This is a genomic window from Lelliottia sp. AC1, from assembly GCF_023278595.1.
GTDB lineage: Bacteria > Pseudomonadota > Gammaproteobacteria > Enterobacterales > Enterobacteriaceae > Enterobacter > Enterobacter nimipressuralis.
Map to the genome: position 1 here is coordinate 1,199,389 of NZ_CP025699.1, position 25,385 is coordinate 1,224,773.

At 58.5% G+C, this 25,385-nt stretch carries 21 protein-coding genes; 12 read left to right on the top strand and 9 right to left on the bottom strand.

Annotated features, from left to right (window positions below; all coding sequences use genetic code 11):
• The first annotated feature begins 13 nt into the window (after positions 1-13).
• From C0560_RS05595 to C0560_RS05605, 3 genes are all read left to right on the top strand, one after another.
• On the top strand, positions 14-1,039 hold the full coding sequence (locus C0560_RS05595; protein ID WP_248859787.1) for a sugar phosphate isomerase/epimerase: 1,026 nt from the start codon (positions 14-16) through the stop codon (positions 1,037-1,039).
• On the top strand, positions 1,032-2,174 hold the full coding sequence (locus tag C0560_RS05600; protein WP_248859788.1) for a Gfo/Idh/MocA family protein: 1,143 nt from the start codon (positions 1,032-1,034) through the stop codon (positions 2,172-2,174). Before C0560_RS05595 ends, C0560_RS05600 begins: the two co-directional genes overlap by 8 nt.
• Positions 2,175-2,249: 75 nt before the next feature.
• On the top strand, positions 2,250-3,227 hold the full coding sequence (locus tag C0560_RS05605) for a LacI family DNA-binding transcriptional regulator (protein WP_248859790.1): 978 nt from the start codon (positions 2,250-2,252) through the stop codon (positions 3,225-3,227).
• 3 nt (positions 3,228-3,230) lie between these two features.
• Here C0560_RS05605 and C0560_RS05610 read toward each other — a convergent pair whose 3' ends face one another.
• Together C0560_RS05610 and C0560_RS05615 are read right to left on the bottom strand one after the other, a co-directional pair.
• A complete protein-coding gene (locus tag C0560_RS05610; RefSeq protein WP_194512792.1) occupies positions 3,231-4,475 on the bottom strand; it encodes a mechanosensitive ion channel family protein in 1,245 nt (414 codons plus the stop codon).
• A 78-nt stretch (positions 4,476-4,553) separates the two neighbouring features.
• Positions 4,554-5,981 (bottom strand): MFS transporter, encoded by a 1,428-nt coding sequence (locus tag C0560_RS05615; RefSeq protein ID WP_248859792.1) that lies wholly within the window; start codon positions 5,979-5,981, stop codon positions 4,554-4,556.
• Between the two features lie 107 nt (positions 5,982-6,088).
• On the opposite strand from C0560_RS05615, the gene C0560_RS05620 reads away from it, so the two are divergent.
• Together C0560_RS05620 and C0560_RS05625 are read left to right on the top strand one after the other, a co-directional pair.
• Positions 6,089-6,967, top strand: coding sequence for a helix-turn-helix transcriptional regulator (locus C0560_RS05620; RefSeq protein ID WP_100777304.1), 879 nt, complete (start codon positions 6,089-6,091; stop codon positions 6,965-6,967).
• A gap of 24 nt (positions 6,968-6,991) precedes the next feature.
• Complete coding sequence (locus tag C0560_RS05625) at positions 6,992-8,035, top strand: DUF2157 domain-containing protein (protein WP_248859793.1); 1,044 nt, start codon at positions 6,992-6,994, stop codon at positions 8,033-8,035.
• Here the strand turns inward: C0560_RS05625 and nfsB are convergent.
• The 3 genes from nfsB to C0560_RS05640 form a co-directional block, all read right to left on the bottom strand.
• The gene (nfsB, locus tag C0560_RS05630; protein ID WP_248859794.1) at positions 8,032-8,685 is read right to left on the bottom strand and encodes an oxygen-insensitive NAD(P)H nitroreductase; all 654 of its coding nucleotides are present in this window, start codon (positions 8,683-8,685) and stop codon (positions 8,032-8,034) included. The two genes, C0560_RS05625 and nfsB, sit on opposite strands and share 4 nt — an antisense overlap.
• A 119-nt stretch (positions 8,686-8,804) precedes the next feature.
• Entirely contained in the window at positions 8,805-9,173 is a 369-nt protein-coding gene (locus C0560_RS05635) for an MmcQ/YjbR family DNA-binding protein (RefSeq protein ID WP_100777301.1), read from the bottom strand.
• A complete protein-coding gene (locus C0560_RS05640) occupies positions 9,163-9,753 on the bottom strand; it encodes a TetR/AcrR family transcriptional regulator (RefSeq protein WP_100777300.1) in 591 nt (196 codons plus the stop codon). Before C0560_RS05640 ends, C0560_RS05635 begins: the two co-directional genes overlap by 11 nt.
• A 191-nt stretch (positions 9,754-9,944) precedes the next feature.
• On the opposite strand from C0560_RS05640, the gene C0560_RS05645 reads away from it, so the two are divergent.
• On the top strand, positions 9,945-11,048 hold the full coding sequence (locus tag C0560_RS05645; protein WP_123429323.1) for an MBL fold metallo-hydrolase: 1,104 nt from the start codon (positions 9,945-9,947) through the stop codon (positions 11,046-11,048).
• A 35-nt stretch (positions 11,049-11,083) separates the two neighbouring features.
• Positions 11,084-11,425, top strand: a complete 342-nt coding sequence (locus C0560_RS05650) for a RamA family antibiotic efflux transcriptional regulator (protein WP_020885132.1) — start codon at positions 11,084-11,086, stop codon at positions 11,423-11,425.
• 56 nt (positions 11,426-11,481) lie between these two features.
• Here C0560_RS05650 and C0560_RS05655 read toward each other — a convergent pair whose 3' ends face one another.
• Complete coding sequence (locus C0560_RS05655) at positions 11,482-13,626, bottom strand: TonB-dependent siderophore receptor (RefSeq protein WP_181827451.1); 2,145 nt, start codon at positions 13,624-13,626, stop codon at positions 11,482-11,484.
• Between the two features lie 123 nt (positions 13,627-13,749).
• Between C0560_RS05655 and C0560_RS05660 the strand changes: the two genes are divergently transcribed.
• A complete protein-coding gene (locus tag C0560_RS05660) occupies positions 13,750-15,318 on the top strand; it encodes an alpha/beta hydrolase-fold protein (RefSeq protein WP_248859795.1) in 1,569 nt (522 codons plus the stop codon).
• On the opposite strand, the gene C0560_RS05665 is transcribed toward C0560_RS05660, so the two are convergent.
• Complete coding sequence (locus C0560_RS05665; RefSeq protein WP_100777296.1) at positions 15,304-15,552, bottom strand: DUF1158 domain-containing protein; 249 nt, start codon at positions 15,550-15,552, stop codon at positions 15,304-15,306. The genes C0560_RS05660 and C0560_RS05665 overlap by 15 nt on opposite strands.
• A 499-nt stretch (positions 15,553-16,051) precedes the next feature.
• Here C0560_RS05665 and C0560_RS05670 point away from each other — a divergent pair, with 499 nt between their 5' ends.
• From C0560_RS05670 to C0560_RS05680, 3 genes are all read left to right on the top strand, one after another.
• Entirely contained in the window at positions 16,052-18,745 is a 2,694-nt protein-coding gene (locus C0560_RS05670; RefSeq protein ID WP_248859796.1) for a cation-transporting P-type ATPase, read from the top strand.
• A gap of 80 nt (positions 18,746-18,825) precedes the next feature.
• Positions 18,826-19,905 (top strand): efflux RND transporter periplasmic adaptor subunit, encoded by a 1,080-nt coding sequence (locus C0560_RS05675; protein ID WP_248859797.1) that lies wholly within the window; start codon positions 18,826-18,828, stop codon positions 19,903-19,905.
• Between the two features lie 9 nt (positions 19,906-19,914).
• Positions 19,915-23,013 (top strand): efflux RND transporter permease subunit, encoded by a 3,099-nt coding sequence (locus C0560_RS05680; protein ID WP_248859798.1) that lies wholly within the window; start codon positions 19,915-19,917, stop codon positions 23,011-23,013.
• On the opposite strand, the gene C0560_RS05685 is transcribed toward C0560_RS05680, so the two are convergent.
• Positions 23,000-24,121, bottom strand: a complete 1,122-nt coding sequence (locus C0560_RS05685; RefSeq protein ID WP_181827922.1) for a YbdK family carboxylate-amine ligase — start codon at positions 24,119-24,121, stop codon at positions 23,000-23,002. The two genes, C0560_RS05680 and C0560_RS05685, sit on opposite strands and share 14 nt — an antisense overlap.
• Before the next feature lie 257 nt (positions 24,122-24,378).
• On the opposite strand from C0560_RS05685, the gene C0560_RS05690 reads away from it, so the two are divergent.
• Positions 24,379-24,858, top strand: a complete 480-nt coding sequence (locus tag C0560_RS05690) for a cold-shock protein (protein ID WP_107704088.1) — start codon at positions 24,379-24,381, stop codon at positions 24,856-24,858.
• 55 nt (positions 24,859-24,913) lie between these two features.
• Here the strand turns inward: C0560_RS05690 and C0560_RS05695 are convergent, their stop codons facing one another.
• Positions 24,914-25,369 carry a hypothetical protein gene (locus C0560_RS05695; RefSeq protein WP_107704087.1) on the bottom strand — a complete coding sequence of 152 codons (456 nt, stop codon included), beginning with the start codon at positions 25,367-25,369 and terminating at the stop codon, positions 24,914-24,916.
• Positions 25,370-25,385 lie beyond the last annotated feature (16 nt).

Here is a 25,385-nt window from a genome sequence, read left to right on the forward strand (position 1 = left end):
TTCTGGAGGTGTTATGAGGACGATTAAGGGACCGGGCATTTTTCTGTCGCAATTTATTGGCGAGCGCGCGCCGTTTCACTCCCTCGACGGGCTGGCGGGCTGGGCGGCGGCGAAAGGCTATAAAGCGCTGCAAATCCCCTGCAACCATCCACAGATTTTCGATCTGGAGCAGGCGGCGAACAGCCAGACCTACTGCGATGAGATCACCGGGATACTGGGCGGGCATGGGCTTGTCATCAGCGAATTATCCACCCATCTGGAAGGGCAGCTTGTAGCGGTCAGTCCGGTCTACGGCGAGGCCTTTGACCACTTCGCGCCGCCTGCGGTACGCGGTAACGACGCGGCGCGCCAGGCGTGGGCAACCGCCAAAGTGAAACAGGCCGCTGCGGCGTCGGCGAAGCTCGGATTAACCGCCCACGCCACCTTTTCCGGTTCGCTGGCGTGGCCGTTTTTCTACCCGTGGCCGCCGCACAACGAGCAGCGTTTTCGCGATGCGTTTGCAGAGCTGGCACGCCGCTGGCGTCCGATCCTCGACTGCTTTGAGGAGCACGGCGTCGATCTCTGTTTTGAGCTGCATCCCGGGGAGGATCTGCACGACGGCGTGACCTTCGAGCGCTTCCTCGCGCTGGTCGACAACCATCCGCGCTGCAATATTCTCTACGATCCGAGCCACATGCTGCTGCAGCAGATGGATTACCTGTCGTTTATCGATATCTATCACGCACGCATCAAGGCGTTTCACGTCAAAGACGCGGAGTTTCGTGCCAACGGACGCAGCGGCGTTTACGGCGGCTATCAGCCCTGGATCAACCGTGCCGGGCGTTTTCGCTCGCTGGGCGACGGGCAGATCGACTTCAAGGGTATTTTCAGCAAGCTCACGCAGTACGATTACGACGGCTGGGCGGTGCTGGAGTGGGAGTGCTGCATGAAAGACGGTGACGTGGGGGCGAGCGAAGGCAGCGAGTTCATCCGCCGCCACATCATTCCGGTCTCTGGCCGCGCATTTGACGATTTTGCCGCAGGAGGCGCGCATGATTAACGTCGGGATCGTCGGCAGCGGCTTTATCGGCCCGGGGCATATCGAGGCCCTGCGTCGGCTGGGTGTTGTGCAGGTCGTCGCCCTGTGCGACGGCTCGCTTGAGCAGGCGCAGGAAAAGGCGCGGGCGCTGAATGTGCCGCATGCCTACGGCAGCGTGGACGAACTGCTTGCCCATCCGGGATTGCAGGTGGTTCACAACTGCACGCCCAACCACCTGCACGCGCAGATTAACCGGCAAATTCTGGCAGCGGGCAAACATGTGTTCTCTGAAAAGCCCCTGTGTATGACGCCGGAAGAGGCGCGGGAACTGGTGGATCTGGCCGGGCAGGCGGGGGTGATCCACGGCGTGAGCTTTGTCTATCGCCACTTCGCGATGGTGCGCCAGGCGGCGAGCATGATGCGCGAGGGGAGCGTGGGGCGGCTGTTTGCCTCGCACGGCAGCTATTTGCAGGACTGGATGCTGCGGGAGACCGACTACAACTGGCGCGTCGATGCCGCTCTCGGCGGGGCCTCGCGGGCGGTGGCGGATATCGGTTCACACTGGTGTGACACGGTGCAGTTTGTCACCGGACGACGCATTGTCGAGGTGATGGCCGATCTGTCGATCGTCTGGCCGACGCGCAAGGCAAACGTGGCGGGCAACCATACCTTTACCCGCCAGGCCGACGCCGTGTATGCGGATAAAGCCGTCACGACGGAGGATTTTGGCTCAGTCCTGTTCCGCTTTGACGACGGCAGCAAAGGCTGTTTCAGCGTCTCGCAGGTTAGCGCCGGGCGCAAAAACCGCCTCAGTTTTGAAATCAACGGCAGCGAGCGTTCTGTGGCCTGGGATCAGGAAATTCCGCAGCAGCTGTGGATCGGGTATCGCGAGCAGGCAAATCAGACGTTGTCAGACGATCCGGGCCTGATGAATGCAGATGCCGCCGACAGCGCCCACTTCCCCGGCGGGCACATCGAAGGCTGGCCCGATGCGTTCAAGAATATGATGGCGCAGTTCTATCGTGCCGTGCAGGCAAATGCCCTGCCCGAGAAGCCACTTTTTGCGACCTTCCACGATGGCGCAAACGTGATGTATATCATTGATGCGATTGTTAAAAGCCACCAACAGCAGCGCTGGATACGCGTTGAGCGGTAACGTGCTGCCCGGTTCGCCGGGCAGCAAAATTATGTTAGCCTGATGAAAACGCTAACTGCAGGATGTGCCGTCGTTATGTCAATTCAGAAAATCGCTAAGCTCGCCGGTGTTTCGGTGGCGACCGTGTCGCGCGTGCTTAACAACAGCGACTCGGTGAAAGCGAAGAACCGCGAGCGCGTCTTGCAGGCGATTAAAGAGAGTAACTACCAGCCCAATCTGCTGGCGCGCCAGCTTCGTACCGCGCGCAGCTACATGATCCTCGTGATGGTCTCGAACATCGCCAACCCGTTCTGCGGCGAAGTGGTGAAAGGCATCGAAGAAGAGGCCGAGAAAAACGGCTATCGCATTTTACTGTGCAATTCCGGCTCGGATCTGCAACGGTCGCGCTCCGGCCTGAGCCTGCTGTCGGGCAAAATCGTCGACGGCATCATCACCATGGACGCGTTCTCGAAACTGCCGGAACTCTCCGCCCTCATCGGCAGTGCGCCCTGGGTGCAGTGCGCGGAATACGCCGACTCCGGCACCGTTTCCTGCGTGGGCATTAACGATGTGGACGCGTCGCAGCACGTGGTCAGCCAGCTGGCCGACGGCGGGCGTCGACGGATTGCGCTCATTAACCACGATCTCAGCTACAAATATGCCCGTCTGCGCGAGCGCGGCTACAAAAGCGTGCTGCATCTGCGCGATCTCGAGTATCAGGTGGTGGAGTATGCGAGCGATCTCAGCTCCAGCGCGGGCATGGCGGCAATGAATAAACTGCTGGCGAACAACCCGCCGGATGCGGTGTTTGCCGTATCGGACACCCTGGCAGCGGGTGCTCTGCGCGCCATCGAACAGGCCGGGCTGCGGGTTCCGCAGGACATCGCGGTGGTCGGTTTTGACGGCACGGAGCTGTCGGAGATGGTTTCCCCGCCGCTCAGTACCATTGAACAGCCGTCGCGGGATATCGGGCGCAAAGCGGTCAAGCTGCTGCTGAATAAAATCGATAACCCGGATGCGCCGACGGAAAGGGTGATGATGGACTGGCGCTACGTGGCGCGCGCCAGTACCTGAGGATTATTTCGCGAACGCGTCCGCCAGCGAGCGAATATCGTTCCCGGTGGGTGACTGGTGAATTCGCAGGCCAAACTCTTCGACCACGGCGTAAATATGGTCGAAAATGTCTGCCTGAATGGATTCATATTCCGCCCAAACCACGGTATTGGTGAACGCATATATCTCAATGGGTAAACCATTGGCGTCCGGTGCCAGCTGGCGCACCATCAGGGTCATATCTTTACGAATACGCGGATGGTTGCGCAGATATTCATTCAGGTACGCGCGGAATGTACCAATATTGGTCATTTTGCGCAGATTTAATACCGATTCCCCTTCACCATTTTCCTGATTCCAGAGATGAATTTCTTCGTGACGCGCCGCCATATAGGGCTTCAACAGTTTCGCCTGAATTAAACGCTGCTGCTCGTGCTCATCAAGAAAATGAATGCTGGTGGTATCGATGCTCAGGCTGCGCTTAATTCGCCGTCCGCCGGAGGCTGACATGCCGCTCCAGTTTTTAAAGGAGTCCGACACCAGCGCCCAGGTAGGAATGGTGCTGATGGTGTTATCCCAGTTGCGCACTTTCACGGTGGTCAGGCCGATATCCGTCACCGCGCCATCCGCGCCGTATTTCGGCATCTCCAGCCAGTCGCCGAGTTTAAGCATGTCGTTCGCCGAGAGCTGAATACCGGCGACCAGGCCCAGAATCGGATCTTTAAAGACCAACATCAGTACCGCAGCCATCGCGCCAAGACCGCTGATCAGAATCGCCGGAGACTGACCAATCAGCAGGGAGATCATCAGAATGCCGACGAGGATCGCACTCACTAACTTCACGCCCTGGAATATTCCTTTGAGCGGAAGCTGAGAGGCGGTTGCCAGCTTTTGCGACAAATTGAAGATCACATCTAATAACGAGAAGAAGGAGAGAAGGGCATAAACCATGACCCACAGTCGGGCGCAGGTGGTTAATATTTCAGCCGCTTCGCTGCCTTTTTGTAACCACAGCGCCGCCTGAACGTTGACGATTATCCCCTGAAGGGTAAAGGCCAGGCGGTGAAATAACTTATTCTGGGTAATGATTTGCAGCCACAAATGTGAGCTGGCCTGCGCCCGTTTTTCAAACAGACGCAGCACCACTTTGTGCAATATCAGATGGACAATAACGGCGGTGAGTAAAATGATGCCAAAGATTAACACCAGCGAAGTGGTGTGATTAATTTCAATTCCAAGCTCTTCAACCTGAGCAATTAATTCCTGCATAACGTCTCCTGAATATCCTCCTTTTATCATGACGGCTGCGTGTTTATTATGCAACCCGCGACGCTATGCAGGTGGTGTCTATGATGCGGCAGGCAGCGGGCCGGCCTCCAGGCGGTGGCGCAACCACAGGGCAATGCCGCCAAGCGCCAGCATCATCACCACTTCAATACTCAGAAAACCGATCATCGCCTGCGGGTAATGGCCGCCGTTGTGACGCGCAAAGGTCAGGAACAGGGTGCCAAGAATGGCGGGGCCGAGACCGAGTGTGGCCTGTTGCAGCGTGCTCAAGATTGCGCTTCCCGCGCCTGCGTCGCAGCTGCTGATATCGCGCATCCCAATCCGGTAAAAACTGTTGACGATCAGCGCCTGGCCATAGCCAATCAGGATTGTGGCGGGGGCCAGCGTCAGCGCCGTATTTGCCTGACCGAAGCGCCAGAAGGTGGCGATCAACAGCAACAGGCCCGCGATCTGTACCGTCAGGCCGGTCATCAGAATGCGCCCCATGCTGTAGCGGGCAATCAGTTTTGGCGCGTACCAGGCGGAGACAAAATAGGCCACGCCGAGGGCGATGAAGCTATTTCCCGACTGCCACGGCGCCATCCCCAGCCCGGCCTGCATGGTCAGTGCCATACAGAACATAAAGCCTGACCAGGCGCTGAAAAACAGCAGGGCGATCACCATCCCAAAGCGGATGCTGGTGAGTTTCAGCAAACGCGGGGGCAGCAGGGGATGTTCGCCGCGCTGCTGCTTACGCAACGCGCTGGCGCGCATCCACAGCATCAGCGGAACCACCGCGATCAGCGCCAGCTGCAACACCAGCGGCCAGTGGAGTTCCGGCCCGAGCGCCATCGGGAACAGCAGGCAGCACAGGATCATTGCCAGCAGGGTGGTTCCCTGCCAGTCGATGCGCGACGGCGTTTCGCGGCGAGTTTCCGGCACGTAGCGACGGCTCAGGGCCAGTACCAGCAGGCAAATCGGCACGTTGATAAAGAACGCGTTTCGCCAGCCCAGCCCGGCGATATCCGCCGACACCAGCCAGCCGCCGCCCATCTGGCCGACGATAAACGCAATTCCGCCGATGCCGCCAAACAGACTGATGGCTTTGGCGTGGGCCGTGCCTTTCAGGGTGACGTGCAGCGTGGCGAGGATTTGCGGCACGATCAGCGCCGCGCCTGCGCCCTGCAATACGCGAGCGCCCAGCAGTTGCTCCACGCTTCCCGCCATGCCGCACAGCAGCGATGCCGCGCCAAAGGCGGCCACGCCCCACATAAACAGACGGCGGCGGCCAAGGTTATCGCCAAGCTTACTGCCCAGCGCGAGACAGACGGCGAAGGCCACGCCGTACAGCGCCACAATCAGCTCCAGCTCGGTGGCCGTGGCGTGCAGTGAGTGGGTGATCGAATCCAGCGCCACGTTGGTGATTGAGGTATCAATCAGCGGCAGCATCTGGCCTGTAAGCAGCAATATCAGGCCTGCGCGACCCGGTGAAACAACAGACGTATTCATGGTGACTCCATTGCGTCATTCAGCAGATGGACGTAGCATCGGTGATAATAAAAACGGGTACCAGTTCTTGCTTATACTGGTACTGGCACTACCACGCAGGGGGCCGTATGACGCTGATGACCGAACCCACTTCCTCTTTGCAGGACGACAACCGCAAGCAGCTCGGGGCTTTTTTACGTGCGCGCCGCGAAAGCCTTGATCCCCAGCGGCTGGGCCTGCCGCGCAGCGGTCGGCGCCGCACGCCGGGGTTGCGTCGTGAAGAGGTGGCGATGCTGGCGGATGTGGGGGTGACCTGGTACACCTGGCTTGAGCAGGGCAGGGACGTCAATCCCTCCAGCGCCGTCATGGTGGCGGTGGCGAAAGCCCTGCAATGCACCGCCACGGAAACGCGCCATCTGTTTGTGCTGGCGGGACTGCCGCCTGGCGAAGCACCACAGCAGACCGTGTGTGAGGGGATCAGCGAAGGCACGCGGCGTCTGCTGGATACGCTGATGCCGAAACCGGCCAGCATCCAGAAACCGAACTTCGACATCGTGGCGTGGAACGACAGTTTTGGCCATCTGATGGGGGTGGATTTCAACGCCATTCCGCCGGAAGATCGTAACTGCATCTACCTCTTTCTCACCCATCCGGCGTGGCGAAGCCGACTCGGCAAACGCGATGACGTACTGCCGATTTTCGTCTCCTACTTCCGCGCGGCAATGGCCGAGCATCGCGGCGAACCGCAGTGGGAAGCGCAGCTGGCGCGCTTCTTTGCTGTCTCCGCAGAGTTCGAAGCTCTGTGGCACCAGCGCTATGACGTGCGCGGCGTGGAAAATCAGCTGAAACTCTTCAGCCATCCGCAGCTGGGGGATTTTCAGCTTCAGCAGATGTACTGGTACTCCGCTCCGCGCAACGGCTCGCGGCTGCTGGTTTATCTCCCGGTGGACGACGCGGGGGAACATGCGCTCACGTGGCTGGCGGAACAGGCTGTTATACTCAACTAAATTTCACTCATTCAGGGACAGAACATGAACGTGACTCGCAAACAGGAACGCCTGCTGCGTCGGGCGCTCGTCGAATGGGAGCAGGAGGGCGCGCTCAGTGCCGATGAACACCAGCGGCTGGCGGGCACCCTCAAACGCGTGGCGATGGACTGGCAGCGACTCAGCCGTTACGCCTTCTGGACCGCGCTGGCCTGCGTGATGATCGCCTTCGCCAGCCTGTTTGCTGACAGCGAGCTGATGGAACGTATCATCGCCTTTTTCTCCTTCTCTTTCGTTGCCCGCATCGGGCTGCCCGCCGTGCTGGCGGTGGCCTTTTATCTCTGGGGATTCAGCCGCCAGCGGCGAGAAACCCAGTGGCACTACAGCACCGAAGCAATTCTGTTTCTCGGCGTTCTCTTCACCGCCATTGCGCTCTGGCAGCTGGGCGAGCGGCTGGATAACGGCAGCGGGCATATCGCGCCGCTGTTCCTTGCGGGCTGCGTGGTTTACGGGCTGGTGGGCTTCTTTGGGCGCTCGGGGCTGGTGTGGCTCTTTTTCCTGCTGTCGCTCGGCAACTGGTTTGGGGCTGAAACCGGGTATATGTCCGGTTGGGGTGCCTACTGGCTGGGAATGAACTACCCGGTGCGGTTTATCTTCTTCGGCGGGGCGCTGCTGGCGCTGTGCTGGTTGCTGCGGACGATGTTAATCAAACGTCACTTGTACACCACCAGTAAAGCGATGGGGCTGACGTACCTGTTTGTGGCCCTGTGGATTATGTCGATTTTTGGTAATTACGATATCGACAGCTGGTATGGTGTCACCCGCGCCGCGCTGCTGCCGTGGGCGCTGCTTTTCGCCGTCGCCGCCATTGTCTGTATTTATATCAGCCTGAAAACCGACGACGGCATGCTGCGCGGTTTTGGCCTGACGTTTCTCGCCATTAACCTCTATACCCGCTATTTCGAATACTTCTGGGACGGGATGAATAAAGTGATTTTCTTCCTGATTCTGGCGGCGTCGCTGGCGGTGATTGGGCGTTATGCGGAGAGAATTTGGCACGCCGGAAACCAGCGTGCCCATGTCGATTAGCACTCAGTAATAATCGTGCTCAACGGCAGTCGAGATTTTGGCAGAGAGGCGTTGAAATCTTCCACGCTGTGATGGCCGACCGGCACAACGACCAGGCTGGTGAAGCCCTGCGCTTTCAGCCCGAACTCTTCGTCGAGGATGGCGGCGTCGAAACCTTCAATCGGCACCGCGTCCAGACCTAGCGCACCCACGCCCAGCAGGAAGTTACCGACGTTCAGGTAAACCTGTTTGGCCATCCACTGATCGTCATCTTTTAGATCGACACGATGCATGTCGGCAAAGTAGCAGCGGCCCTTGTGGTTTGCGGCTTTCGCTTCTGGGGTCGCAAAACGCCCGTCAGCTTCTTCCTGATCCACGACGCGCTCCAGCCACGCATCGTCCATCGCGGTTTTTGCGCAGAAGACGACGACGTGGGACGCATCCAGCATTTTACGCTCGTTGAACACGTAAGTGCCTGCCGCTGATTTTGCCACGCGCGCTTTGCCCTCTTCGGTGCTGGCGACGATGAAATGCCACGGCTGTGAGTTGGTGCTGGACGGGCTGAACTGCAGCAGCGTTTTAATTTGTTCTGCCTGTTCTGCGGTCAACTTTTTGGTGGGATCAAATGCCTTGGTCGAGTGACGCTTCAGGGCAACTGAAATGATATCCATAACAACTCCTGGTCAATAAATTCGCCGTCTGCGGGCGAGAAAAGAGAGCAGATTACAAGGACTCACGGGAAAAGATAAGTGCCAGATATGCGCTTATACTGTTCGTCTGACGTGAACAATCAGGCAGGGCGAATGCGCTTCTGATCTTTTTTCGGCAGCTTATCCACCACCAGATTCCACGAGTCGAGAACCAAATCCGCCACCAGTTCTGGCGTGATATCGTCGGCTTCGTAGAGGGAGATCCAGTGCTTTTTGTTCAGATGATAGCCGGGTTCGATGCCGCGATAGATCTGCTGGTTGAGCAGTGATTTCTCCGGATCGGATTTCAGGCTGACATGCGCCCGCCCGTGGGCGACCGCCATCAGCATGAAGATCTTCCCGTTGATCTTAAACACGTCATATTCCGGGCCAAAGGGCCAGCAGTGCTCGGTGAAGGGCAATTCCAGCGCGACGCGTTTGGCGCAGGCCTGCAGGGATTTACTGTCCATTCACATCCTCAATGGCGAGCGCGCGCCACATGGATTCAAAGCCAAGGGATTTAAAATCACTCGCGCGGGACGGGTCGCGGGTGGCAAATTCCATCGTCGTTTCGGCAAGCGATAGGAAAATCGCATCGCCGAAGGTGCGAAACTCGTCGGACATAAACACCTGGCGCACGGAGCGACGGCACAGTTCGTGCAGTTCCGGGAACATCTCATGCACCGCCTGTTCCGTTTCGGCGTTGATCTTTTCACTCACGCCGAGCTGGCGGATAGCGCCGTGGGCGACAGGGTTGCGAATCCCCCAGTCCACGTAGCTGTTCCAGATATTACGGGTATGTTCTTTCGGGGTGTTAATGGCGCGGTCCAGGTTTGCCAGCATGGTCTGGCAGAGATCCTGTTTCAGGTGCAGATAGAGGGCATTCAGCAGGTCGTCTTTAGTAGCAAAATAGCGAAACAGCGTGCCTTCAGCGACGCCCGCGTTACGGGCGATAAGCGCCGTCGATGCAGCAATCCCTGACTGCGCAAATGCAGCGGTTGCTGCCTCCAGTAACGCCTGTCTTTTATCTTCACTCTTCGGACGTGCCACTAAAATTCCCCTCCTGTCAATGTGTAAAACCCTGATTGAAACATGCTCTTTGCCACGCTGCAACGCGGAATGTCAAAGATCGAAAACGTCTTGACGACTTTATCATCATATCTATAATGAGTGCTTACTCACTCATAATCAAGTTCAACCCGCGCAAACCAACGGAAGGGGGCGCGTATTCGGGTCAGGATATGAAAAAGCCTCTTCTTCTTAGCGTGGTGTTTGTCATGATTATTGCTTCAGCGGCGAGTTTGCCCTTTGTGTTAAATGCCGGATTCGGCCAGCCGCCGCAGGGCGCACAGCTCAGTGAAGTGGAGGCCTCGCCACACTATCGCGACGGACAGTTCCACAATACGCTGCCGACGCCGGGCTACAACGGCGACAAAAATATGCTGGTGGCGATGTGGGAATTTCTGGTCAGCAAAACGGAAAACGCCCGTCCCGCTCAGCCGTTGCCGCTGGTGAAAACCGATCTGGCGGCGATTCCGCTGGAGCAGGAGACGCTGGTCTGGCTCGGGCATTCGTCGTGGTATCTGCAGCTGGCGGGCAAACGCATTCTGATCGATCCGGTCTTCAGCAACTACGCCGCGCCGTTTTCGTTCCTCAACAAAGCCTTTGCCGGGGAATATCCGTGGCGCGCGGAAACGATGCCTGAGATCGACCTGCTGATCATCTCGCACGATCACTACGACCACCTCGATTACGCCACCATCAAGGCGCTGATGCCGAAGGTGAAGCGTGTGGTCACGCCGCTCGGCGTCGGGTCGCATCTGCGCTACTGGGGAATGGACCCACAGATTATCGACGAGCGCGACTGGAATCAGTCAGTGCGCATCAGCGATGAGCTGACGGTACACGTACTGCCCGCTCGCCATTTCTCTGGCCGAGGACTCAAACGCAATCAGACCCTGTGGGGCAGCTTTATGTTCGTCACGCCTGAGCAAAAGGTCTACTACAGCGGCGATTCTGGCTACGGCCCGCACTTTAAAGCCATTGGTGAGCAGTTCGGCGAGGTCGACCTGGCGATCATGGAAAACGGACAGTACGACCAGGACTGGAAATACATTCACATGTTGCCGGAAGAGACCGCGCAGGCCGCCGCCGATATCAACGCTAAAGCGGTGGTGCCGGGCCATTACGGACGCTTTGTGCTGGCAAAACACAGCTGGAACGACCCGGTAATTCAGCTGACGCGCGCAAGCCAGGATAAAAAGTTTCGTCTGCTGACGCCGGAGCTGGGCGAACCGGTCAGGGTGAATGATACGACGCAGCAATTTCGTGAGTGGTGGGAATAATGTTTAACCGACAAGCAGTCGAGGGGGAGAGCAGCATGACTATTTCCGCTCAGGTCATCGACACCATCGTTGAGTGGATCGACGACAATCTACATCAGCCGCTGCGCATTGAGGAGATCGCCCGTCACGCGGGGTACTCCAAATGGCATCTGCAGCGGTTGTTTATGCAATACAAGGGTGAAAGCCTGGGGCGGTACATTCGCGAGCGCAAACTGCTGCTGGCAGCGCGGGATCTGCGCGAGTCCGACGAACGGGTGTATGATATCTGTCTGCGCTACGGGTTTGATTCCCAGCAGACATTTACGCGGATTTTTACCCGCACCTTTAATCAGCCGCCGGGTGCGTACCGCAAAGAGAATCACAGCCGCACGCATTAAAAAACGTGTGCGTTTGTATGCCGGGTGCGGCGGTGCCGCCACCCGGCAATTGCTCACTACCAGCGATAATTCACCGTTGCCGTTACCGTACGACCAATCCCGTAGAAACACGCCGTATCGCTGGCGCAGGACGCCACATACTTGGTATCCGCCACGTTATTGACGTTGAACTGCACGCTGGCCCCTTTCAGACTGCTGTTCAGCTCACCCAGCTCATAGCTCATCATCGCGTCATACAGATCCACCGAGGCCACTTTGAAGGTGTTTTTCGCATCGCCATAGCTGGTGCCGATATAGCGCATCCCCACGCCCGCCGTCAGGCTTTTCAGTGCCCCGCCAGGCACGGTGTAGCTGGCGAAGGCCGACGCCATGTGTGCCGGAATACGCGCCGGGGTTTTGCCTTCGGTGCCTGCCACCGTGGTGCTCTGCGTTTCCGCATCGGTGTAGGTATACGACCCGATGAGGTTGATGCTCTCCATCAGCGTTGAGTGGATCTCGGCCTCCACCCCTTTGGAGCGCACTTCGCCCGCGTTTTCGAACCAGCCCTGGGCGCTGTTGTAGGTCGCCACGTTGCTCTGGGTCAGATCGTACAGCGCCAGGGTCATCAGCGTGGAGTCGACCGGCTGATACTTCAGGCCGATTTCCGTCTGCTTGCCGGTCGTCGGTTTAAACGGTGCCACGCCCGGTGCACGGTTGGTCTGCAGGCTCGGCTCGAAGGAGGTGCTGTAGCTGACGTACGGGGAGAGACCAAAGTCGAACGCATAGAGCAGCCCGGTGCGCCAGGTGAACTTGTTATCGTTCTGCTGGGTCGGCGCGCCGCCGGTGAAATCGGTGGTCCGCACTTCGGTCCAGTCGTAACGCCCGGACACCAGCCACTCCCAGTTGTTCCAGCTCAGCTGATCCTGCAAATAGACGCCCATCTGGTCGAGGTTTTGCTGCTCGTCCGTCGCGGTGCTGAACGTGCTCTCATCGACGTTGATGCCATACACCGGCTTCGTCCAGTCGAGGTCGTACTGTTTGCCCATCCCGCGTTCCAGCAACTGCTTATCTTTGCTGGTTTTGTAGTCCAGCCCGCCGAGCAGGGTGTGGCTCACATCGCCGGTAGTGAACAGGGATTCCAGCTGGTTATCGAGACCAAACTCGTTGGTGGTGCGCTCTTCATGCTGGGCGCGGCGGGTCAGCACCGTACTGTCTGCCGCGCTGTTGGCGTACACCAGATAGCGATATTTCTGCTTGATCGAGGCGTAGCGGGCGTTCTGGCGGAAGGTGAGGTTATCGGCGAACTGATGTTCCAGCTCGTAGCCGATCATCGTCTGCTCACGCCAGGACTGGTTGTAATCCGGATCGCTGACGTTAAAGTCGCGCGGAATATAGCGCCCGTTGGCGCTGGTCACCGTGCCATAAGCGGGCAGGAAGTTGCGATAGCCCGCGTCAGGATCTTTCTGGTAGCTGGTCAGCAGGGTAAAGCGTGTCTGATCGTTAGGGTACCAGGTGATCGCCGGGGCAATCGCCATCCGCGTCTCTTTGTAATCCTCCACCTGGTTGTGCTGCGTGCGGGCAATTCCGTTCACGCGATACAGCACGCGCCCATCGTCGCTGAGCGGGCCACCGAAATCAAACGCCCCTTCGCCGAGATCGTGATTGCCGGTGCGGAACTGCACGTTGTGGACAGGCTCACTGGTCGGGCGCTTGCTGGTCATGCTGATCAGTCCGCCTGGGTTGACCTGACCAAACAGCACTGAGGCCGGGCCGCGCACCAGCTCGACGCGCTCCAGCAGCCACGGATCCACGGTGCCGGTTTGCGAGGAGGCCGTCGCGCCATAGCTCAGCCCGTCGAGGAATTTCGGCACGTAGCTGAAGCCGCGCACGAACACTTCATCGTTACGGTTGGACGAGCCGCGGTATTCCGTAAACACCCCGGCAGAGTAGCGCAGGGCCTGTGACACGGACGTGACATCCAGCTGCTCCATCTGATCGCGCGTAATGACGGAAACCGACTGCGGCGTTTTCACAATATCGGCACTGGTTTTGGTCGCCGAAAGGGTCTTCGTCGCCACGATCCCCTTCACCGGAGCGGTCGGCTCCTGGCTGATACTCTGCGTGACCAGAAGCGTTTCTTCATTTGTTTCTGCCTGAGCCGCCACGCTGACGCTGGCCAGACTCAGCAACCAGAGTTGCATTATCTTATTATTTTTAAACATTTTTATTAAAATCCCTTAATTGCTATCGCCATAAAAACACCCTAATAACGGCGTAGATGATATTGCAAATTATTACCATTTGCATTAGCGTTGCTAACAAATTTTGCAGGGGAACGAGTCGGTATGAAAAGGGCGTGGAGTGGGTTGCTGTTAGGGATAAGTACGCTGCCAGCACTGGCGGCAACGTGCGAGCATCCTTCCATTCAGGGGGAACAGAAAGGGAAATTCGATGCCAGCGGCGAGGTCTGTTTCGTCCTGCCCGCGCTCGATGAAAACTACGTTTCCGCGACGCTGAGCGGTGTAACCGATGCCAGGCTGCTGGACGGGCAAAACCGCCGTATTCGTACGCTGATTGAAAAAGGTCCCAGCGATGGCGAGCACTCACTGCTGTTTGCGCTGCCGGTGCAGCAGAGCACGTCTCTGGTGCTGCACGGGGAAGAGGGCAAGCCGTGGCGCTTTACGTGGCGGATGAAAGAGACGTCGCCACTCCCGCGCACGCAGATGCTTGAGCCAGAAAGCCCGACGCTGCAAACGCTGGCTAAAACGGTTGCTGCCGGTGGAGATACGCATGCGTTCTGGCAGGCGCAAATTCGGCAGGGAACGCCGATGGTGGAGCCGGTCGATGCCAGCCACAAGCGCGTGACGTTCTTATGGCGCGGCGCGCGGGATAACGTTTTTCTTCTCGGATCGCCCGCAGGCGATCACGATCCGCTGTTTCGTCTTGGCAAAACCGACGTCTGGTTCCGCAGCTACGTGGTGCCGGCGGATACGATCATGCAGTACAAACTGGCACCGGATGTGCCGCGCGTGGAGGGCAGCGCACGCGATCAGCGCCGCGCCATTCTGGTGAGCGCGCAGGCCGATCCGCTCAATCCACAAACCTACGGCGATCAGCAGGCCGATCGCTGGAACCGCTATTCGCTGCTCGATCTCAGCCCCGCGCGCTACTGTTCTGCGCAGCCCGCCGCGCAGCCGCTTACTCATGGCTCGCTGACGCGCCAGCCGTTTACCAGTCATATCCTCGGTAACGCGCGGGAAGTGATGATTTACAAACCGCGCGGCGCACAGCCCGCACGCTGGACGCTGATCCTGTTTGACGGGCAGATTTACCAGGATGAGTACCATTTTGCCAATGTGCTCGACGGTCTGATCGCCCGCCATCACCTGCCTCCGATTAACGTGGTGTTTATTGATAGCCTCGATCACGCCCGTCGCGGTAAAGAGCTGCCGCCGAATCCGGATTACGCCGATTTTATGGCGCAGGAGCTGCTGCCGTGGCTGCGCGGGCAGGGGATTGCGTTACAGCGGCAAAAGACGGTGCTGGCGGGATCAAGTTACGGCGGAATTGCGTCGTCCTGGGTGGCGCTGCGCTATCCGTATCTGTTCGGCAATGTGCTGAGTTTGTCGGGGTCGTACTGGTGGGCACCGAAAGAGGATGCGCCGGGCTGGCTCACGCGTCAGTATCAGCAGTCGCCAACGTATCCGATTCGCTTCTGGCTGCAGGCCGGACGCTTCGAAACCTCCGGGCCGGGCGGCGGGATCTATCGCAATACGGAAAAGTTTGAGCAGGTATTACGCGAGAAAGGCTATCGCGTGAGCTTCCATCCGTGGTCCAGCGGCCACGATTACGCGGCCTGGTGCGAAGCGCTGATCCACGGAATGCGCGATTTCACGGGGCTACGCGGTCAGTGAAAACCAGCGGCGCCAGATGAAACGCAGGACGAAAAATTCGATGGCGCCGAGCAGGATAAACCACAGACAGAACACCAGAGTGTAGAGCTGGTTCAGATCCATCAGATGAAACAGAGCGACCAGTTTCTGCGCCAGCGCCAGTCCGAATGATGGCGCGGGAAGCAACAGGCAGGAGAGCAGTGCCATCAGCAAAATGCCTCCTGCCGTTAACAGCGATTCTAACGGGTGTTTCATATCAATGTTAATTGTCAGTTAAAAAAGTTATTGTCCGGCATCCTGCAACGTAAAGCAATATCATCCCGAAATTCACTTTCCTGATAAAAAAAGAATAATTATTCCGGGAATATTCCTGATTTAATTAAACCTCGAATGAATGAATTCAATTATTCTGTGGTTATGTAAATAACTGTCATCATCAGGCGAATAATTTTACAAACGTATATGTGCTGTATCCAATTAACGTCGCAATAACAATGGCAACAACTATGTACAAAGCCAGGCGGCGCCCGCGATAAATCCCAAACATGCTCTCTCCTCGTTTAGATTGCGTTTAGAAATATTTTGTAAAAATCATCTCATCGAAATATTGAATGTGTGTTTTGAATAAGCCGGCGCTAATTATATTGCGGCAGAACAATTTACACCGCAAGAATTAACGCCATAAAAAATGAATTTAATAAAGCCAGAAAGGAATTCAGGCTTCCGTCCACCGGATATTGAAGGAATTGCATCAATGACCAAAAAGACTCACTCCCAGAATCGGCCATACCAGCAGACCATCGAGCAGGTACTGGCGCAAAAAAAGAGCCACGCCAACGGACTGGACCGTGCAGAAGCCCAGGCGCGTTTGCAGCAATATGGCCCAAATGCCCTGCCTGAGAAAAAAGGCAAACCGGTCTGGTTGCGTTTTCTCGCCCATTTTAATGACGTCCTGATTTATGTTCTTCTGGCCGCCGCCGTATTAACCGCCGTGATGGGCCACTGGGTGGATACGCTGGTGATTCTGGGCGTGGCGGTAATCAACGCCTTAATTGGTCATGTGCAGGAAAGTAATGCGGAGAAATCGCTGCAAAGTATTCGCAATATGCTCTCCAGCGATGCGCGAGTTATTCGTAACGGCGTCCATGAGACCATTCCAACCACGGGTATTGTGCCGGGCGATATTATTGTCCTGCGCGCCGGGGATCGTATTCCGGCGGATATGCGTCTTATCGAGGCGCATAATTTACGCGTCGAAGAGGCGATTCTGACGGGTGAATCGACGGTAGTGGATAAACACACCAATCCATTGCAGGGCGATTTATCGCTGGGTGACCGCACGAACCTGGTGTTCTCCGGCACCACCGTAAGCGCAGGTGGCGGTGTGGGCGTGGTTATCGCCACCGGCCAGGACACCGAGCTTGGTCACATCAACCAGATGATGGCCGGAATTGAAAAGCACCGCACGCCGCTGCTGGTGCAGATGGACAAGCTCGGCAAAGCGATCTTCGCCATTATTCTGGCGATGATGGCGGCGCTGTTTGTCTTCAGCCTGGTGTTCCGCGACATTCCAATGGGCGAGCTGCTGCTCTCTCTGATTAGCCTGGCGGTGGCCTCTGTACCGGAAGGTCTGCCAGCGATTATCTCGATTATCCTGTCGCTCGGCGTTCAGGCGATGGCGCGCAAAAAGGCGATTATTCGCAAGCTGCCAACCGTTGAAACCCTGGGGGCGATGACCGTGGTCTGCTCGGATAAAACCGGCACCCTGACCATGAACGAAATGACCGTTAAAGCAATTATCACCGCCGACTGCTGCTACCGCGTGGAAGGCAACAGCTACGAGCCAGTGGGTAACATCTATCTGGACGGCAGCGACGAGCCGGTGCACGTTCAGCAGGGCACGGTGCTGGAGCACTATCTGCGCACCATCGACCTGTGCAACGACAGCCAGATTATTCAGGACGAGCGCGGCCTGTGGGGTATCACCGGCGGGCCGACGGAAGGGGCGCTGAAAGTGCTGGCCGCCAAAGCCAAGCTTGCGCCGGTCGTCACCAGCCTGATTAACAAAATCCCGTTCGACTCGCAGTACAAGTACATGAGCACCCACTACCAGATTGGCAGTGAGGAGCAGATCCTGGTCACCGGTGCGCCGGACGTGATTTTCGCCCTGTGCGACCAGCAACAGACTCGCCACGGTGTCGACGCGTTTGACCGCGCCTGGTGGGAAACCGAGATGGAGCGTTATGCCAGCCAGGGGCTGCGCATGGTAGCAGCCGCGTACAAACCGGCGGCGGCCGATCAGCAGGGGCTGAGCCACGACGACCTGAACAACGGGCTGATTTTCCTCGGCATCGCCGGGATGATGGACCCGCCGCGTCCGGAGGCTATCGACGCCATTCACGCCTGTCAGCAGGCCGGTATCCGCGTGAAGATGATCACCGGCGACCACCCGCAGACCGCAATGAGCATCGGGCAGATGCTGGGGATCACCAACAGCGCGCAGGCAGTTACTGGCTATCAGCTGGAGAAGATGGACGACGCCGAGCTGGCAGATGCGGCGGTGGAGTACGACATCTTTGCGCGTACCAGCCCGGAGCATAAGCTGCGCCTGGTGAAAGCCCTGCAGGAGAAAGGTGAAATCGTCGGGATGACCGGCGACGGGGTGAACGATGCGCCCGCGCTGCGTCAGGCGGATGTCGGGATCGCCATGGGCATCAAAGGCACGGAAGTGACCAAAGAAGCCGCCGATATGGTTCTGACGGACGACAACTTCGCCACCATTGCCAGCTCGGTAAAAGAGGGGCGTCGCGTCTACGACAACCTGAAGAAAACGATTCTGTTCATTATGCCAACCAACCTGGCGCAGGGTCTGCTGATTGTGATTGCCCTGCTGGCGGGGAACATTATTCCACTGACGCCGGTGCTGATTCTGTGGATGAACATGGCGACCTCCGCCACGCTCTCCTTCGGCCTGGCCTTTGAAGCCGCCGAGCGCAACATCATGAAGCGTCCGCCGCGTCAGACCGGTCAGCACGTGATGGATGCCTTCGCCGTCTGGCGCGTGGCCTTCGTCGGCACCATGATTGCGATTGCAGCCTTTGCGCTGGAAGCCTGGCTCGCGCCGCGCGGCCACAGCGCCGAGTTCATCCGCACCGTGCTGCTGCAGATGCTGGTGTGTGCGCAGTGGGTGTACATGATTAACTGCCGCAACAGCGATGGTTTCTCTCTGAACCGCGGTCTGCTGGCGAACAAAGGGATCTGGCTGGTCACGGGTGTGCTGTTCCTGCTGCAGCTGGCGATTATCTACCTGCCATTTATGCAGATGCTGTTCGGCACCGAAGCCCTGCCGCTGCGCTACTGGGGTGTTACCCTGGCGCTGGCTGGCGTGATGTTCTTCATCGTCGAAATTGAGAAGCGACTGACCCGCAGGTTCCGTAAGGCTGCATAACTTTTTGCCCTCACCCTCATCCTGACCTTCTCCACTGGAGCGGGCCAGGGTGAGGGTGAGAATCACCTGAGGACTTCCCCATGAAATCCACCTTCCTGCGCACCGCTCTGGCGGTCGCACTTCTTTCCTGCACCCTGCAAACCGCTCTTGCCGCCGCCATTCCGGTACGCGTCGCCAGCGTCGAGCAGACCACCCACGCCGCTGAGCGCCAGATCCCTGGCCGCATTGAGGCGATCCATACGGTAGAGCTGCGGGCGCGCACGGAAGGGGCGATTGCCAAAATCCATTTCCGCGACGGGCAGTACGTCAAACAGGGCGATCTGCTGTTCGAACTCGACGACGCAGAGCCGCGTGCGGCGGTGCGTCTGGCGCAGGCGGAAGTGAAAAGTGCCGAAGCCACCCTGCGCCAGGCGCAGCAGCAACTCACGCGTTTTCAAAGCCTGAAAACCGGCAACGCTATCAGCCGTAATGACGTCGACAATGCACAGATGCAGCGCGACGTGGCCCGCGCGGCGCTGGAGCAGGCCAATGCCCGTCTCGAGGCGCGAAACGTTACTCTCGGTTTCACGCGGATAGTCTCACCCATCAACGGGCGTATGGGCCACAGCCGCTTCCATGTCGGCAGCGTAGTGAATCCATCGAGCGGCCCGCTGGTGGAGGTGGTGCAGCTTGACCCCATCCGCATTGCCTTCGCCCTGGAAGAGGGGGCATTTGCCGCGAAAGCCGGGCAGCATGCGGATATCACGGCGCTGAAACAGGCCTGGCTGGCGCAGATTCAGAACGGCGAGCAGCGTGAAAATGGCACCCTGACCTCGGTGGATAATCGTATCGACCCGCGCACCGCCAGCGTAATGCTGCGCGCCGAATTCGCTAATCCGCAGCACCGCCTGCTGCCGGGGGGCAACGTGAATGTCTGGCTGCGACCGCAGAGCGAGCAGGATTCGCTGGTGATCCCGGCGGCTGCGGTACAACAAAATGGCGACGGATTTTTCACCTGGGTAGTGAACGCCGACGGAAACGCTGAAAAACGCGCGCTCATGCTCGGCGGACAAATGGGCCAGCAGTTCACCGTGCAAAGCGGCGTTAAGGCGAATGAGCGCGTGGTCACCGACGGCGCGCCGCGACTGCAGCCCGGTGCTGCTGTCCAGGTTCTGAATTAAGGAGCCACCATGCTGACGTTGTTTATCAAACGCCCGCGCTTTGCGATGGTGATCGCGCTGGTGATCACCCTGCTCGGGGCCATCGCCCTGAGGCTGATCCCGGTGGAGCAGTACCCGCAGATCACGCCGCCGGTGGTGAATGTGAGCGCCAGCTGGCCGGGTGCCAGCGCGGCAGATGTGGCTGAAGCCATCGCCACGCCGCTGGAAACCCAGCTCAATGGCGTGGATCACATGCTGTACATGGAGTCGACCAGCTCCGATGAAGGCGCCTACAGCCTGAACATCACCTTTGCCGCAGGCACCGACCCGGATCTGGCGGCGATTGATGTGCAAAACCGCGTGGCGCAGGCCTTGGCGCAGTTGCCCGCCGAGGCGCAGCAAAACGGCGTGCAGGTGCGAAAACGCGCCACTAACCTGATGATGGGGGTAAGTCTTTACTCACCGGAAGGTACCCATTCAACGTTGTTTGTCAGCAATTACGCCAGTACCCAGGTGCGCGAAGCCCTGGCACGCCTGCCGGGCGTCGGGCAGGTCCAGCTGTTTGGCGCGCGCGACTACAGCATGCGCATCTGGCTGCGTCCGGATCGTATGAACGCTCTCAACGTCACCACGGATGATGTGGCCCAGGCGCTGGGCGAGCAGAACGTGCAGGGTGCGGCAGGCCAGGTGGGAACGCCGCCGGTCTTCAACGGGCAGCAGCAAACGCTCACCATCAACGGGCTGGGGCGTCTCAACGAAGCCGACGCCTTTGGCGATATCATTATCCGCGCCGGTGACATGGGGCAACTGGTGCGCCTGAACGACGTGGCAACCATCGAGCTGGGATCGCGAAGTTACAGCTCTGGCGCGCAGCTGAACGGTCACGATTCGGCGTATTTAGGCATCTATCCGACGCCGTCGGCTAATGCCCTGCGCGTGGCCGAAGCGGTGCGCGGCGAGCTTGAGCGGCTCGCCACACGCTTCCCGGCGGACCTGACCTGGGAAGTGAAGTTCGACACCACCGAGTTTGTGGCGGCGACCATCAAAGAGATTGGTGTCTCACTGGCCCTGACGCTGCTTGCCGTGGTAGTGGTTGTTTCCCTGTTTCTGCAAAGCTGGCGCGCGACGCTGATTGTGGTACTGGCAATCCCCGTGTCGCTGATTGGCACCTTCGCGGTGCTCTACACGCTCGGCTATTCGGCGAACACCCTGAGTCTGTTCGCCATTATTCTGGCGCTCACCATGGTGGTGGATGACGCAATTGTGGTGGTCGAGAGCGTCGAAACGCTGATGGCGGAGGGGCAAAGCCGCACGGAGGCGACGGCCAACGCGCTGCGTCAGATTGCCGGGCCGGTGATCGCCACCACCCTGGTACTGCTGGCGGTGTTCGTGCCGGTGGCGCTGCTGCCGGGGATTGTCGGCGAGCTGTATCGCCAGTTTGCGGTCACGCTTTCCACCGCCGTAACCCTTTCAAGTATTGTGGCCCTGACGCTTACACCGGCGCTGTGCGCCTTATTGCTGCGCCCGCGCGTCGGGCGTCCTGCGGCGATTTTCCGCGGCTTTAACCGGGCGCTGGACGCCACGCGGCAGGCTTACACCCGTCTGGTGGAGGTCTTTAACCGTCGCCCTGTGGTGGCACTGCTGGCGACTGCCGGTGCGGCGGCCATCGTGGCGCTGAGTTTTACCGCCATGCCAAAAGGGTTCCTGCCGCAAGAAGATCAGGGCTACTTCTTCGCCAGCGTCCAGCTGCCGGAGGCGGCGTCCCTGGAGCGCACCGAAGCGGTGATGACGACGGCGCGCGAGCTGATTGCCGCCAATCCGGCGGTGGCGGATGTCATTCAGGTCTCGGGTTTTAATATTCTCAACGGCACCAGCGCCTCGAACGGCGGATTTATCTCGGTGATGCTGAAAGACTGGAGCGAGCGTCCGCCGCTCGACGAGGTGATGGGCGGGCTGCAACGTCAGTTGTTGGCCCTGCCGGAAGCGACCATCATGACCTTCGCGCCGCCGACGCTGCCGGGGCTGGGTAATGCCTCCGGGTTCGATCTGCGTATTCAGGCCCAGGCAGGGCAAAGCCCGGCGGAGCTGGAGCGCGTCACCCGCGAGGTGCTGGCGAAAGCCAACCAGCATCCGCAGCTCACCCGCGTGTTTACCACCTGGAGCAGCAACGTACCGCAGCTGACCCTTGAGGTGGATCGCGAGCGCGCAGCACGGCTGGATGTGCCCGTGAGCCGCATCTTCAGCAGCCTGCAAACCGCCTTTGGCGGCACGCGCGCCGGAGATTTCAGCATTAATAATCGCGTTTACCATGTGGTGATGCAAAACGAGATGCAGTGGCGTGAGCGTGCGGAGCAGATCAGTGAGCTTTATGTGCGCAGCAATAACGGCGAGCGCGTGCGTCTGAGCAATCTGGTGACTATCACCCCGACCGTCGGTGCGCCGTTTGTGCAGCAGTACAACCAGTTCCCGTCGGTGTCGGTGAGCGGCTCAGCGGCGGCGGGCGTGAGCAGTAGCACGGCAATGGCGGCGATGGGGCAGTTGCTGAACGATACTCTGCCCGCCGGGTATGACTACGCGTGGAGCGGCATGTCGTATCAGGAGCAGCAGACGGGCAATCAGGCGATCTGGATTGTGCTGGCGGCGGTGGTGATGGCGTGGCTGTTCCTTGTGGCGCAGTACGAAAGCTGGACCTTGCCTGCAAGCGTGATGCTCTCGGTGCTGTTTGCCATCGGCGGCGCGCTGGTCTGGCTGTGGGTTGCGGGCTTTGCCAACGACGTGTACGTGCAGATTGGGCTGGTGTTGCTTATCGCCCTGGCGGCCAAAAACGCCATTCTGATCGTCGAGTTTGCCCGCGCGCGGCGCATCGACGGCATGGCGATTGTCGATGCCGCCCGCGAAGGGGCATCGCGCCGCTTCCGCGCAGTCATGATGACCGCCGTGTCCTTTATTATTGGCGTGCTGCCGATGATGCTGGCCTCCGGTGCGGGGGCGCAGAGCCGCCGCATCATCGGGACGACGGTGTTCAGCGGCATGCTGGTGGCGACCGTGGTCGGGATTGTCTTTATTCCGGCGCTGTTCGTGCTGTTCCAGCGTCTGCGCGAGTGGGGGCACTCACTTACGGGTGAGTAGTCCACAGCTCGCAGTGTTTTTGTACCAGCGAGGTCAGCGAACCGCCGTCGGCGATAAAATCCCGCATCCGCTGCGCCTCGCTTTTGCCCTGTTTTAACATCAGGGCAATTTCCGCAATCGCGCTTGTCGCGCCCACCTTATCGGCTGATGGCGCGACGCGCTCCAGCAGCCACGCGATATCCTCGGCAAGGGTTTTTTGTTCGCCGCTGTTCACGTCGGTCAGCAGGCCATCCAGTCCATAGCGGCAGGCCTGAAAACGGTTGAAGTTATAGAGCAGGGCATCCTGCGGCTGGTGCTTGTACGGGCGTTCGGTTAGCAACCAGTGCGACGTCGCCTGAATCAGCCCGGCGATGTTAATCGCGTGCGCCAGGGTCAGCGGCGTATCCATCACCCGCACCTCAACGGTGCCAAAATGCGGGCTGGGGCGGATGTCCCAGTGTAGATCTTTGATGCTGTCGATGGTGCTGGTATAGCTCAGGCGGCGAAACAGCCCTTCGAACTCCTGCCAGTTATTCACCCACGGCATTTTGCCGTTATCCGGAAACGCTGAGAAAATATTGAGCCGCGAGGAGGCGAATTGTGTATCGCTGCCCTGCATGTAAGGCGACGAGGCGGAGAGGGCAATAAAGTGCGGCACAAAGCGAGACAGTCCGTGCAGCAGGTAAATCGCCTCATCACCGTTCCGGCAACCGACGTGAACGTGCTGGCCGAAAACCGTCGCCTGCAAAATCAGGTAGCCAAACATCTCCAGCGTGCGGTTGTAGCGCTCGTCGTCGCACACCTCCTGACGCTGCCACTTCTGAAACGGATGTGTGCCGCCGCCGCAGATCTGAATATGCTGATCCGCCGCCGCGCGCAGGATCGCCTGTTGCATCGCAGAAAACTGCGCTGCCGCCTGATGAATGTCCTGACACACGCCGGTGGCGATTTCGAGCATACTCTCGGTGATATCGTGTTTGACCTCACCGGCTTTGATATCGTTTTTCACGGCGGCAATCAGCGCCGAAGAGTCCTGGCTGAGATCGTACCCCGGCGGGTTCACCACCTGCAGTTCGAGTTCAATTCCCAGCGTAAAAGGGTCGGATACATGGAAGTCGGGTAGGGGCATGGCGCGCTCCGGTTGCGGGGATGAAATGAGTATAGACATCTCCTGACCTGAGCGGCATGCCGGAAGTGGCAGTGCCTTACCCACTTTTCAACGTATGCGATGTGTAGGCCCGTGCAAGCAATTTCCCCATTGGGTAATGGACTCGCATCCCACAAATTTATCGTCCAGACTTAACCCAAAGACGTAGTCTGCGCAGGCAATGTGCTTTACACTGCGCGCTGCAAAATTTGTGTTGATAAACGATTAATCAGGCGGTAATGGCGATGAACGGAACGATCACAACGTGGTTTAAAGATAAAGGCTTTGGATTTATCAAAGATGAAAACGGTGACAACCGGTATTTTCATGTGATCAAAGTTGCCAATCCTGAGCTGATTAAGAAAGACGCGGCGGTCACGTTTGAACCGACGACCAACAACAAAGGCTTGTCCGCGTATGCGGTGAAAGTGGTGCCGGAAAGCAAATACATTTATATCGCGGGCGAGCGCATTAAGCTGACGTCGATTAAATCTTTCCTGGTCTACAGCGAAGAAGTGCCTGCTGATTCGGGCATCGATAAAGAAAATGCGATCCTGTCCGTTGGCCTGCTGCTGAACAATATCCGTCCGAAATCTGCGGCGAAACCGGGTGAGATGCGCTCGGTGAAGAAACTGGCGATCACCACCTTCCAGGGGACGACGCTGATCTTCTCTGAAGATGAGATCGACATCGAGGCCACGGTGAAACTCCTCAAGTGATCCTGTGCCGAAATTCTGTGCCATTCATCAGCAGAATTTCGGCCTCACTCCTGCCTCAGTGCGCCGTGATGTACGGCTCCTTCACAAAATCGGTCAGCAGCCAGACCATATCATGCAGCAGCCCCGTTAACTCTTTTGCCACATTCGGTGGCAGAGTCCCTGCCAGAATGGCGTTCGTCAGCGCCTGAATGTAATCCAACAGCGTGGCGGTTTCCTGCCACAGATCCGGCACGTTTGAGCTGATTTTCTCGCCCTTGATCAGTTGCTCAATCAGGTACGGTGGAAGATCTTTATCGCACAGTTCGCGCAGCTGGTTGAGCGCTTGCAGTAAACGCTCGCACAAGGCTTCGCGCGTTTTGCTGTCGTGGGTTTCGACCAGCACGCACACAAATGAGGCGCAGAGATCGGCCACCTGGAATAAATCCGCCGTTTGCGGGAGCGGGGCGTTGAGAAGCTGCTGAATAACGCTTTCGTCAGATTGCGCGTAAAACAGGGTTGGGATAGTAGCCATTTGGCATCCTCATTAT

Bases quoted from the DNA above. Each gene is read 5' to 3' on its own strand.
- C0560_RS05595 (WP_248859787.1), top strand. From the start codon at position 14: ATGAGGACGATTAAGGGACCGGGCATTTTTCTGTCGCAATTTATTGGC.
- C0560_RS05600 (WP_248859788.1), top strand. From the start codon at position 1,032: ATGATTAACGTCGGGATCGTCGGCAGCGGCTTTATCGGCCCGGGGCAT.
- C0560_RS05605 (WP_248859790.1), top strand. From the start codon at position 2,250: ATGTCAATTCAGAAAATCGCTAAGCTCGCCGGTGTTTCGGTGGCGACC.
- C0560_RS05610 (WP_194512792.1), bottom strand. From the start codon at position 4,475: ATGCAGGAATTAATTGCTCAGGTTGAAGAGCTTGGAATTGAAATTAAT.
- C0560_RS05615 (WP_248859792.1), bottom strand. From the start codon at position 5,981: ATGAATACGTCTGTTGTTTCACCGGGTCGCGCAGGCCTGATATTGCTG.
- C0560_RS05620 (WP_100777304.1), top strand. From the start codon at position 6,089: ATGACGCTGATGACCGAACCCACTTCCTCTTTGCAGGACGACAACCGC.
- C0560_RS05625 (WP_248859793.1), top strand. From the start codon at position 6,992: ATGAACGTGACTCGCAAACAGGAACGCCTGCTGCGTCGGGCGCTCGTC.
- nfsB (WP_248859794.1), bottom strand. From the start codon at position 8,685: ATGGATATCATTTCAGTTGCCCTGAAGCGTCACTCGACCAAGGCATTT.
- C0560_RS05635 (WP_100777301.1), bottom strand. From the start codon at position 9,173: ATGGACAGTAAATCCCTGCAGGCCTGCGCCAAACGCGTCGCGCTGGAA.
- C0560_RS05645 (WP_123429323.1), top strand. From the start codon at position 9,945: ATGAAAAAGCCTCTTCTTCTTAGCGTGGTGTTTGTCATGATTATTGCT.
- C0560_RS05650 (WP_020885132.1), top strand. From the start codon at position 11,084: ATGACTATTTCCGCTCAGGTCATCGACACCATCGTTGAGTGGATCGAC.
- C0560_RS05655 (WP_181827451.1), bottom strand. From the start codon at position 13,626: ATGTTTAAAAATAATAAGATAATGCAACTCTGGTTGCTGAGTCTGGCC.
- C0560_RS05660 (WP_248859795.1), top strand. From the start codon at position 13,750: ATGAAAAGGGCGTGGAGTGGGTTGCTGTTAGGGATAAGTACGCTGCCA.
- C0560_RS05665 (WP_100777296.1), bottom strand. From the start codon at position 15,552: ATGAAACACCCGTTAGAATCGCTGTTAACGGCAGGAGGCATTTTGCTG.
- C0560_RS05670 (WP_248859796.1), top strand. From the start codon at position 16,052: ATGACCAAAAAGACTCACTCCCAGAATCGGCCATACCAGCAGACCATC.
- C0560_RS05675 (WP_248859797.1), top strand. From the start codon at position 18,826: ATGAAATCCACCTTCCTGCGCACCGCTCTGGCGGTCGCACTTCTTTCC.
- C0560_RS05680 (WP_248859798.1), top strand. From the start codon at position 19,915: ATGCTGACGTTGTTTATCAAACGCCCGCGCTTTGCGATGGTGATCGCG.
- C0560_RS05685 (WP_181827922.1), bottom strand. From the start codon at position 24,121: ATGCCCCTACCCGACTTCCATGTATCCGACCCTTTTACGCTGGGAATT.
- C0560_RS05690 (WP_107704088.1), top strand. From the start codon at position 24,379: ATGGCGATGAACGGAACGATCACAACGTGGTTTAAAGATAAAGGCTTT.
- C0560_RS05695 (WP_107704087.1), bottom strand. From the start codon at position 25,369: ATGGCTACTATCCCAACCCTGTTTTACGCGCAATCTGACGAAAGCGTT.